We start from the raw sequence: 11667 nt of genomic DNA on the forward strand, positions 1-11667 counted from the left end.
GTGGTATCTGGTACAGTAACTTACTATGCAAATTACGAAAAAACAACTCAACCCAACTACTGTACAGCTAACGATAACCGCAGGGAGCGATGAACTTGCCCCTGCCAAACAAGTGGTGCTGACCGAGCTAGCCAAAGAAGTCAAACTCGCGGGCTTCCGCAAAGGACACGCACCGGCTGCCATGGTCGAAAAGGTTGTTGACCAGCAGTTGTTGCAAAACAAGGTGATTGACCATGTGGTGAATGAACTCTACACTGCCGGGTTGGAGCAGGAAAAACTGCGACCAGTTGCCCAACCCGAGGTAAGCCTGACGAAGTTTGTACCATTTACTACCTTAGAGATGAACGCGACTGTTGAGGTAGTGGGTGAGGTGAAATTACCCGACTATAAGAAATTTAAGGTCGAGAAAAAGGTTGCAGCGGTAACGGACGCAGAAATAGAGGCCGTAGTCGATGACTTGTTGGCACGCAGTGCGACGAAAAATGAAGTAAAACGCGCAGCCGCAGACGGCGATGAAGTTACTATAGACTTTGCAGGCGTGGATGCGAAATCTCAGGAAGAAATTGAGGGTGCCAAGGGCGAAGACTATCCGCTTGTGCTCGGGAGCAACACCTTTATACCGGGCTTTGAACCAGAGCTGCTCGGTCTCAAGGCTGGTGATGCTAAAACATTTGACGTAACGTTTCCAAAAGATTACGGTGCAGCGCAGCTTCAAAATAAAAAAGTAACCTTTACTGTCACCGTAAAACTCGTAAAAGAACGCGTTTTGCCCAAACTAGATGCGGCGTTTGCGGCAAGTGTCGGGCCATTTAAGAGTGTTGCCGAACTGCGAACCGATATTCGGAAGCAAATGGGTGCCGAAAAGGAACGAGAAGCGCAGGCGAAGCTCGAGAGCGATGTGCTTGAACAGCTTGGGCAAAAAGCCCAGATCGCTATGCCAGATAGTCTTGTCGAACAAGAAATTGACCGAATGGATGAGGAAGAAAAGCGCAACCTCATGTACCGTGGCCAGACATGGCAAGAACACTTGAAGGCCGAGGGTAAAACCGAAGAAGAACACCGTGAAAGCCACCGCGAACAAGCCGCACTGCGGGTAAAAACCGGCATTGCGCTCGGCGAAGTTGCCGAAAAGGAAGGTGTACGGGTAAGCCAAGAGGAGTTTGATGCCCGCCTGAGCGAGCTCAAAAAGCAATACACCGACCAGCAAATGCTCACCGAGCTTGAAAAACCCGAAAACAAACGAGATATATTGAGCCGCATGCTCACCGAAAAAACCATCGCCACCCTTGTGAGCTACACGGTAAAGAAGAATTAACATTTCATTTCACGAACAGTTACCCGTGCCACCCATAGATACAAGTCACGAGCTCATTCCAACGGCCATCAGGAAGGTAAGGGATTGTATTCGGGGATTTCCATGGATTAAGGGTCTATCTGGATTTGTGGATTACGGTAATGTCGCAGGTTTTGCCCCTGATACGACTAATCCATCTTCTGAAACTGTTCCCCAGTCTTAGACCTCATAACACAAGGGCAATTGAAATTATGTATTGACTTATCCCCGCAGAAACCATGGGCATAAAGGTATGGACTAAAGAAAGCAAGTATGTTATAATCATAATATGGATATAGGCGTCGAAAAAAGTTTGAGTGGTATAGTCAGAACACATGATGTATTAAGGGGATTTGTAGGTAGTGTCTTAACTTCTATGCTCAAAGGTTACGAACTAAAATGGCCTGATTGCGTCCCCACAGGCGATAGTAATACGTACGGCTCTTTACCGGCTGAGTCCAGGGTAGAGATTACATAAACGATAAGTTGGCACTCTTGACTTGAGAGTGCTAATTTGGCTATACTTAACAGGTAACGATTAATCCCAGGTGAAATTAATCTGGGGTCACAGTATGAAATGAGGTGAAACATGAGCGTGCTAGTCCCAACAGTTATTGAAAGTGAGGGCCGGTATGAGCGGGCTTACGATATATATAGCCGGCTACTGAAAGATAGAATTATATTCATTGGCAGCGAAATAAACGAAACGACGGCAAATCTGATTGTGGCGCAACTGCTTTTCCTACAAGCGGAAGATGCTAAGAAAGACATATTCCTCTACATAAACAGCCCGGGTGGCAGCGTGTATGACGCCCTAGCCATATACGACACTATGCACTACATAGCCAACGACGTGCAGACGTTTGGCATTGGTGTACAAGCTTCTGCGGCTGCGTTTCTTCTGAGCAGCGGTACAAAAGGCAAGCGTTTCTTGCTACCAAACGCCACTGTCATGATTCATCAGCCATCGAGCGGTACGCGCGGTAAGGTAACCGACCAAGAAATTGACCTCCGCGAATCGCTCCGTGTGAAAAAACTACTTGAAGAGATAATGGCCAATAACACCGGCCAAAAGCTAGAAAAAATCCACGAAGACATGGAGCGCGACCGCTGGATGACCGCCAATGAAGCTGCCAAATACGGTCTGGTCGACACGGTTCTTGCGGTCATTCCAAAACAATAGCCACCAGAGAAATTACAACGTATAATGCTGGGCATGTGGTTTGCTTTGGCGCTCTTAGCGCTGTGCATGTTGGTCGTTCGGCGTTCGGTGGAAAAGGGGCTTACCAAGAACATCGATAGCTTGGCTCTGACGTGGATGCAGCAGGCTTTTGCGTTACCGTTTATTGCTGTAAGTCTTGTGCTCATGCCATTTTACTGGCCGCAGGAGCTTTCTGGGCATTTTTGGTTTTGGACTAGTCTATATGCGGTGTGCGGGGCGTTGGATTTATTTTTGTACTTTAAAGCGCTCAGCCTTGCCGATGTATCTCATGTTGCTCCGCTCATTTCGCTGACCGGTATAGGCGTGATTGCTGGCTCGGTGGTTATACTGCACCAGCAGCCTACTATAGTCGGCATAACGGGCGCCGTGCTGATAGTTATTGGTGCGACGGTTGTTCATAGGGATAAACAAAAACATACCCAAGTTCGACGTCAAAATACCGTGGCATTGTGGCTCATACTGGGTGTGGTTGTCCTGCGAGCAATTTATGGCAATACAGAACTTTTCCCGCTTCGGGAGGCGAATGCGACGACGTTTAATCTGTATTCTTCGCTACTAACGGTACCGTTGCTGCTCATGCTCGCAGTACTATTGAAAGCCCGGACAGCAAAAACATACTGGAAGGCGACCTATAAAAATATTAAATTGTACCTCTGGCCGCTACTTTTTGTCGGACTAACCTACACGGTGAACCTAACTGCAACGTACCAGGCAAAACTACTAGCTCCTACGGTAGGCTATGTTACTTCGGTAAAAAGCGCTCAGGTAGTACCAATGATGCTCATAGGCGCATGGCTATTCCGCGAAAAAGTCAGCCGTAAGCAGTGGTATGGGGTTGGACTCATCAGTGTCGGTTTGCCGCTACTGAGTTTTGGGTAATGGCTTGGTTGGAGTATAATTCAGTGTATGAGCGAAGACGAATTCTCAAAACTATTTCGGTATGTTAGTGAACAATTTGAGACCGTCAATCGCAAGCTTGACGAGAAAGCATCGCAGCATAGTCTTGATTCACTCACAAATGCAATCGATAGTTTCATAAAACGTCTTGATAGCCATGACACAAATATGGCGGCGCGCGATAGTCAATTTGAGCGAACCTGAATCTCAAAACCCTTCCTGCTATACCGTGCTGTCATCCCAGCGCAGGCTGGGATCCAGAAATATATACTGGATTCCCGCCTTCGCGGGAATGACACTTTGGAGGTTTTGAGATTCAGTTGAGCGATTACTAGAATGGGCTCGCAAGGTTTCAGCAAAGACCGGTATCCCACTCGAAAATCTGTGAGGTTTATCACTGCAAACTATTGACTCTAAGCGGACAACTCTGTACGCTATATGGTAAGAAGTAGTGTAAGATGGGCTGTGCTGGCTTAGGCGCCAAACCAGTTAAGCACCAAAACCTCCCACTTAGGTAGCTTCACGAAAAGTAGTTGGTTGGTAGTAGTCAACAGGTAGGGCTGTGGACGGTAGTAGCCAATGAAAACGTCGTATATGTGCGAAGTGACGTCGCACTGTTATTACTAATACTCGGAGTTGGCCACCCCTATAGCCAACTACGAGCCACTAACGACAACCCTTAAAGGAGCTCACGCGCGTATGGCAAAAGCATTAACTGCTACCAAAACAACACGCGTCTACCTCACAGATGGCAGCCACGACACCGGTCTTTCGCTGCCAAACCTGGTAGACCACCAAAATAAATCATTTCAGTGGCTGGTAGACGAGGGGCTCGGTGAACTACTGGCCGAAATCAGCCCGGTTGATGACTATACTGGTACAAAGTTGAGCCTTGTTTTCAAGCAGTACCATTTTGAAGACCCAAAGCTAACGGAAGCCGAAGCCCGGGAAAACAACGTGAGCTACGAAGCTCCCCTGAAGGCCACTGTGGAGCTAACAAACAAAGTCACCGGCGAAGTTAAAGAACAAGAAATTTACCTTGGTGACTACCCATGGATGACGCGCCGCGGAACGTTCATTATCAACGGTGCAGAACGTGTTGTAGTGAGCCAGCTGATTCGCTCAGCTGGTGTTTTTTATACCGCTGAACTCCATGGTACACGCAGCCTGTACAGCGCAAAGGTTATTCCTGGTCGTGGTGCATGGCTCGAATTTGAGACGGCAGCCAATGGTGCCCTGTACGTCAAAATTGACCGCAAGCGCAAAATTCCGGTTACCACGCTGCTACGTGCACTTGGTATGACCGAGGCCAGCATGAAAGAGGCATTCAAACACGTTGACCAAGCTAAGGACAGTTTCTTGCAGTCGACGCTCGACAAAGACCCAAGCAAAGGCCACGCTGAAGCACTCATAGAAGTGTATCGCCGTCTCCGACCGGGCGACCTCGCTACGGTAGATAACGCACGCAGTTTGCTCGAAAACATGTTCTACAACTTCAAGCGTTTTGACTTTTCGCGCGTTGGTCGCTACAAAATTAACCAGCGGCTCGGGCTTGATGTGGCAAACACGGCCGAGAACCGGATTATGCGCCTCGAAGACCTCGTTGCCATAGTCGCGGAACTCATCCGCATGAATGTAACCCAAGAACCGGGTGATGACATAGACTCCCTTAGCAACCGCCGAATAAAGATGGTAGGCGAGCTGGTGCAGCGCCAATTCCGCATTGGCCTTCTTCGTATGGTTCGCAACACCCAAGACCGCATGTCTATGAGCGAAATTGAAACCGTACAGCCGGGTCAGCTTATAAATGCACGGCCAGTAGTAGCCGCCGTACGCGAGTTCTTCGCAAGCTCACAGCTCAGTCAGTTTATGGACCAGATTAACCCGCTCAGTGAGCTGGCGCACAAACGACGCCTCAGTTCGATGGGTCCGGGTGGACTCAGCCGAGAGCGCGCTGGTTTTGAGGTGCGCGACGCACACGCAACCCACTACGGGCGCATTTGTGCTGTAGAAACACCAGAAGGTGCCAACGTGGGCCTGGTGCTTAACCTCGCGAATTTTGCCCGTATAAACGACTATGGTTTCATAGAAACTCCGTACCGCAAGGTGGTTAAGGGGAAAGTCACCGACGAAATTGTCTACCTGGACGCCGCAGCCGAAGAACATGCAGTTATTGCTGGCGCCGGTGTGCCAACCGATAAAAATGGCACATTTGTAGAAGCACGCGTCAGCGCTCGCGCTGGCCTGAAGTCAGCAACTGTCGACCGCAACGATGTCACTCACGTCGATGCCGCGCAGAACCAGATTATTGGCTCTAGTGCCGGGCTTATTCCATTCATAGAGAAAAACTACGTGTACCGGGCACTCATGGGTAGTAACCAACAGCGTCAGGCGGTACCACTAATTGCCCCGCAGAGCCCTGTTGTTGGAACGGGCGTTGAAGCAGCTGCTGCTGCAAACACAGGACAGCTCGTGGTCGCCGAGGCGGCCGGTGAAGTCGTGAAAGCAAATGCCGACCAAGTGGTTGTGAAATACAAGGACGGCAATGTCACCTACGACGCGCTTCACTTTGTTCGCAGCAACGAAGGCACCAGCATAAACCAACACGTGGTTGTTTCTACAGGAGACAAAGTAAAAGCCGGCGATGCACTCATAGAGGGCATGAGCATCCAGGGCGGCGAACTCGCGCTTGGCAAAGACCTGCTCGTCGCATTTATGCCATGGGCTGGCTACAACTTCGAAGACGCTATCATCATTAGCCGCAAACTGGTTGAAGACGACACGCTTACAAGCGTACACATCGTGGACTACATGATTGAAGTTCGTGAAACCAAGCTTGGTCCAGAGATTGTCACCCGTGATATTCCAAATGTTTCAGAAGATGCCCTTCGGCACCTCGACGATGACGGTATTGTGCGTATAGGCGCCGAGGTCCACCCGGGTGATATCCTCGTCGGTAAAATTACGCCAAAAGGCGAACAAGAGCTGAGCAGTGAAGAACGCCTACTACGGGCTATCTTCGGTGAAAAAGCCAAAGAAGTTCGCGATACGTCACAGCGCATGAGCAACGGAAAACACGGTAAGGTCGTGGGCGTGAAAGTGTTTAGCCGTGAAAACGGTCACGAGCTGAAGGCTGGTGTGCTGATGCAGATTCAAGTTTTTGTTGCCCAAATGCGTAAGATTAGCGTTGGCGACAAACTCGGAGGTCGGCACGGAAACAAGGGTGTAATTGCCCGTATTCTGCCCGTCGAAGACATGCCGTTCATGGAAGACGGAACGCCGGTAGATATTGTACTGAACCCGCTCGGTGTGCCGAGTCGTATGAACATTGGACAGCTGTTTGAAACACACCTTGGTATGGCTGCTCGTGCTCTTGGCATGAAAGTCGCTAGCCCAAGCTTTAACGGTGTGCCAATGAGTAAAATCCGAGACATGCTGAAAGAAGCTGGCTTCCCGGAAGATGGCAAGCAACAGCTGTATGATGGCCGCACCGGCGGCGCCTACAAAGAACGCACCACGGTCGGTAGCATGTACATGATTAAGCTCAATCATATGGTTGCAGATAAAATTCACGCTCGCTCGACCGGACCATACACTATGGTTACGCAGCAACCACTCGGTGGTAAGGCTCAGAATGGCGGTCAGCGCTTTGGCGAAATGGAGGTGTGGGCACTGGAGGCGTACGGCGCAGCCAATACACTGCAGGAAATGCTTACCATTAAGTCCGATGATGTCTATGGTCGTAGCAAAGCCTACGAAGCTATCATCAAAAAGACCGAGATTGTTGGGCCAAAGGTTCCAGAAAGCTTTAACGTGCTCGTGAAAGAGCTACAGGGTCTTGGTCTAAAGGTTGACCTCGTTGCTTCTGACCAAGTAATTGACGCCGAAGCGGTACTGGCTACAAACATCCACGAAGAAGCAACGCACCCCGCAAAGGTTGAGGCGCCGACATCACTCATATCTGACGTGGATGTCACCAGCGAAGAAGCTGCATCACAAGGCTTTGAGTTTGAAGATGGCGACGGCAATCCCATTGTGACCGACTTTGACGAGGAAAATACAAGCCTCGTTGCAGCCACGACAGACGATGATATTACCGACGAAGAAGGGGAGGAGGCTTAGTCGCTATGCTCCAATTACCAATTACCAATTACCAATTACCAATGAATTATCAATTTTCAGTTACCAATGAAGCTGCAAATGCCACATCGCTACAAGCTAATGTATTGAAAATTGAAAATTGTAAACTGCAAATTGCAGCGACTGAAAGGAGTGTCTAATGCGACGCTATTCATACGGCACGAATATTGCAGATTTTGACGCAGTGCGTCTTGCTGTTGCCAGCAGCAAAGATATAGAAGATTGGAGCTACGGCGAGGTCCTGAAACCAGAGACCATAAACTACCGAACTCAAAAACCGGAACGCGACGGGCTGTTTTGCGAGCGTATATTTGGCCCAGTAAAAGACATAAACCCGCACGACGCGAAATACAAGGGAGTTCGCTCTCGCGAAGCTGCCGTTGATAAAAACGGTGAACTTGTTACGAGGAGCATCGTGCGCCGTGAACGCATGGGTCATATTAACCTGGCCGTGCCGGTGGCTCACATTTGGTTCTTGCGGGGAACCCCAAGTGCCATGGGGCTGTTGCTCGGCATGACAGTAAAGAGTCTCGAGCGTGTCGCATATTTTGCCGCCTATGTCGTAAAAAGCGTTAATGTTGCTGCTCGTGACCAATATCGAGCCGACCAAGAAGCGCAGTGGCAAGCCGGACAGCAGGCAATCAAACTTCGCTACGAGAAAGAAGCAGAAACCGAAGGCGCCGACGTGAAGGCGCTTGCTGAAGCCCAGACCAAAGAACTCGAACAGTTTGACAAAGAATGGGAACTGCTTCGCAACCAGCTCGACAGCTTAGTCGCATTCAGTCTTATGAATGAGGGCGACTACCGTGCGCTACCCCGTGAGCTACGCGATATGATTACCGTTGGTATGGGCGGCGCCGCGCTGCGCGAGCTGCTTGAAGGTATTGACCTCGTGAAGCTGATAGCCGATTTGACCACTGAAGCCGAAGAAGCCAAGGGTCAGCGCAAGAAGAAGCTAATGAAACGACTCCGTTTGCTCGAAAGCATGGAGCGAGCAGGCATAAAGCCAGAAAGCACCTGCCTGTCGGTTCTACCGGTGATACCTCCGGACCTTCGTCCAATGGTACAGCTCACGGGTGGACGGTTTGCCACCAGTGACCTCAACGATTTGTACCGCCGTGTCATCAACCGCAACAATCGTTTGAAGAAACTTATTGAGTTGAATGCCCCAGAGGTTATTCGTCGCAACGAACAGCGAATGCTACAGGAAGCGGTCGATGCGCTCATAGACAACAACAATGCTCGCAGTGGCCGTGCTGTAGCAGCGACTGGTCAACGCCGTCGACTGAAGAGCCTAAGCGATATGCTGAAAGGCAAGCAGGGTCGTTTCCGCCAGAACCTACTTGGTAAACGCGTAGACTACTCTGGTCGTTCGGTTATTGTTGCCGGTCCAGAGCTTAAAATCAACCAGTGTGGTCTGCCAAAGATGATGGCCCTTGAGCTTTTCAAGCCCTTTGTTATTGGCGAACTCATTTTCCGAGAACAGGCACATAACATCCGGAGCGCCACGCGCATGATAGAAACTGGCGAGACAGAAGTATGGGACGCACTTGACGAAGTCATTACTGGCAAATACGTCTTGCTTAACCGTGCCCCGTCACTGCACCGTCTGAGCATTCAGGCTTTCCAACCGGTACTGATTGAGGGTCGTGCTATTCAGCTTCACCCGCTTGTATGTAAAGGGTTTAACGCAGACTTCGACGGTGACCAAATGGCTGTCCACTTGCCGTTATCCGATGCGGCACAGGCAGAAGCGCGTGACATCATGTCGGCAAACCGTAACCTCCTGAAGCCTGCCGACGGTTCTCCTATTTTGCACATTGAGCAAGATATTGTCCTTGGGTGTTACTACCTCACCTATGAACGCCCAGGTAAAGAAGTAGCTCCACGAGCATTTTCGAGCCTCAACGAAGCCTCTATGGCATTTGACGCTGGAGTCATAAAGCTCCAAAGCCGTGTCCTTGTTTCGTTCCGGGGTGAGATGCGCGTGACGACCCTAGGGCGCCTGTCTTTCAACGAAATTTTCCCCGAAGACTTTGCATTCCAAGATGAAGCCATGACGAAAAAGCGTTTGCAAAAAGTTATGGGCGCGGTTTACGCGCAGTATGGCCAGGAAAAAACGGCAGAAATTGCCGACAACCTCAAAGACCTTGGCTTCCGCTACGCAACCATGTCTGGCCTAAGCATGGGCATGGACGACTTCGAACCAATTACCGGGCTCGAAGACGTTTTGAAAGAAGGCGAAACAAAGAGCGCTGGCATTTCAACCCAGTACGACCAAGGCTTCATTACCGACGATGAGCGACATCGTCTCACCGTAGAAAACTGGACCAAGATTGACACACGTGTGCAAAACATGTTGTCAGAGCAGATGAAAGATCAAGACGGTTCTATGGCTATTGCTATTACTTCTGGTGCGCGCGGTAACGTTTCTCAGATGAAAATGTCAGTCGGTATGCTTGGCGTGTTCCAAGATGCGGCTGGTAACGTCATTGAGCTTCCCGTGAAAGCCGGGTACATACAAGGCCTAACGCCGCTTGAGTACTTTACCGGTACGCGTGGTACCCGTAAGGCGGTTATTGACATTGCCCTCAAGACTGCCGACGCTGGTTACCTAACTCGTCGCCTTGTCGACGTGTCCCAAGATGTCTTTACCATAGACGACGACAGCGATGATGCGTCCGACCCAGGGTTTGCCTTGCTTCGCGCCGACGCTGCTGCCATAGGTGTTACCTACGCCTCACGGCTCGAAGGCCGTTTTGCCGCCGAAGACCTCAAGGGCTATGTCAAGGCCGGAGAGTTGTTTACGAAAGAAGTTGCCGAAGCTATCGACGCCGATGAAAAACTCGACGGCGTCAAAATACGAAGCGCGCTGAGTGCCACATCGGTTCATGGCGTTCCGCAAAAGAGCTACGGAGTTGACCCAGCGACGGGCCATTTGGTTACCAGCCATAACCCAATAGGTGTTATTGCTGCCCAGAGTATTGGCGAGCCGGGTACGCAGCTAAGCCTCGACAGTAAGCACCGTTCTGGTGCCGTCGTGGCCGATGACACCGCTCAAGGCTTGAGTCGTGTTGAGGAGCTTTTTGAAGCTCGCTCACCGAAGGGTCAGGCATATTTGGCTGATATCAATGGTGTCGTAAACGCATGGGAAGAGGGTGAGCGCTACATTGTGCAAGTCACCGCAAATGACCGCGAAGTACTGGAAATAGTACTTGAAGGTCGCACGGCCAAGATTGCGAGCGGTAGTGATGTCGCCATTGGTGATGTTCTCGCCAGCCGTGAAGATGGCGCTGAGCCGCTTGTGTCGCCTATGGCGGGCAAGGCTGAACTGACCGATAAATCAGTCATCATCACCCCGACCAGCAAGAGTGTTGTTCGCTACGAAATCCCAGGCTTTAAACAGCTGCTTGTCCAAGACGGTGATGTCGTGGTGGCAGGCCAGCGTCTGACCAACGGTTCCATCAACCTGCACGACCTCATGCGTCTGCAAGGTGTTGAGCCGACGCAGCGTTACATCATGAACGAAATCCTCGGTATCTTTGCTGGGCAGGGGCAGAACATTAGTGACAAGCATCTTGAAATCATTGTGCGTCAAATGTTCAGCCGCGTTCAAATAGAAGATGCCGGCGATAGCGAATTTGTAACTGGTGACGTTGTGAGTAAGCTTGCTGTTGCCGAAGCCAACGAAGCACTTGTTTCGGCCGGTAAACAGCCCGCCAAGGTTAACCAGCTACTGCTCGGTATTACCAAAGCATCACTTTCAACCGATTCGTTCCTGAGTGCTGCCAGCTTCCAGGACACTACTCGCGTCCTCATTGGTGCTGCCACCAGCGGTCGTATCGACAAGCTGTTTGGCCTTAAAGAGAACGTCATCTTGGGTCGCAAGATTCCAGTTGGCACTGGCTATGGTGCAAGCAACGCACTCGATGAAGGTGATGACGTAGAGTTGGTTGAAGAATATCACAACGACCAAATCTTCCGCAACGAAGGGTAGTTGGTAGAGCAAAGTAAGTAGGGCAGAGGGCAGAGTTCGCTCGTTCTAGGGCGCCTCTGCTTTTTGCTATAACGAGTA

6 protein-coding genes are annotated in these 11667 nt (G+C 50.4%); all 6 read left to right on the forward strand.

Features of this window, described 5'->3' with window-relative positions; genetic code table 11:
- The first annotated feature begins 25 nt into the window (after nucleotides 1–25).
- The 6 genes from tig (at nucleotide 26) to rpoC (ending at nucleotide 11589) form a co-directional block, all read left to right on the forward strand.
- Nucleotides 26–1315, forward strand: a complete 1290-nt coding sequence (gene tig / locus IPP75_00595; protein QQS69634.1) for a trigger factor — start codon at nucleotides 26–28, stop codon at nucleotides 1313–1315.
- A 607-nt stretch (nucleotides 1316–1922) separates the two neighbouring features.
- On the forward strand, nucleotides 1923–2516 hold the full coding sequence (locus tag IPP75_00600; protein QQS69635.1) for an ATP-dependent Clp protease proteolytic subunit: 594 nt from the start codon (nucleotides 1923–1925) through the stop codon (nucleotides 2514–2516).
- Between the two features lie 33 nt (nucleotides 2517–2549).
- Complete coding sequence (locus tag IPP75_00605; protein QQS69636.1) at nucleotides 2550–3434, forward strand: EamA family transporter; 885 nt, start codon at nucleotides 2550–2552, stop codon at nucleotides 3432–3434.
- Between the two features lie 27 nt (nucleotides 3435–3461).
- A complete protein-coding gene (locus IPP75_00610) occupies nucleotides 3462–3656 on the forward strand; it encodes a hypothetical protein (GenBank protein ID QQS69637.1) in 195 nt (64 codons plus the stop codon).
- Between the two features lie 495 nt (nucleotides 3657–4151).
- Nucleotides 4152–7574, forward strand: coding sequence for a DNA-directed RNA polymerase subunit beta (locus tag IPP75_00615; GenBank protein QQS69638.1), 3423 nt, complete (start codon nucleotides 4152–4154; stop codon nucleotides 7572–7574).
- A gap of 157 nt (nucleotides 7575–7731) precedes the next feature.
- Nucleotides 7732–11589: a DNA-directed RNA polymerase subunit beta' gene (gene rpoC / locus IPP75_00620; GenBank protein QQS69639.1), complete on the forward strand. Its 3858-nt coding sequence runs from the start codon at nucleotides 7732–7734 to the stop codon at nucleotides 11587–11589.
- Nucleotides 11590–11667: the final 78 nt, after the last annotated feature.

This window comes from Candidatus Saccharibacteria bacterium (assembly GCA_016700375.1).
GTDB lineage: Bacteria > Patescibacteriota > Saccharimonadia > Saccharimonadales > UBA4665 > JAGXIT01.

Coding starts and splice junctions, on each gene's coding strand:
- tig (QQS69634.1), top strand. CDS start 26: ATGCAAATTACGAAAAAACAACTCAACCCAACTACTGTACAGCTAACG.
- IPP75_00600 (QQS69635.1), top strand. CDS start 1,923: ATGAGCGTGCTAGTCCCAACAGTTATTGAAAGTGAGGGCCGGTATGAG.
- IPP75_00605 (QQS69636.1), top strand. CDS start 2,550: ATGTGGTTTGCTTTGGCGCTCTTAGCGCTGTGCATGTTGGTCGTTCGG.
- IPP75_00610 (QQS69637.1), top strand. CDS start 3,462: ATGAGCGAAGACGAATTCTCAAAACTATTTCGGTATGTTAGTGAACAA.
- IPP75_00615 (QQS69638.1), top strand. CDS start 4,152: ATGGCAAAAGCATTAACTGCTACCAAAACAACACGCGTCTACCTCACA.
- rpoC (QQS69639.1), top strand. CDS start 7,732: ATGCGACGCTATTCATACGGCACGAATATTGCAGATTTTGACGCAGTG.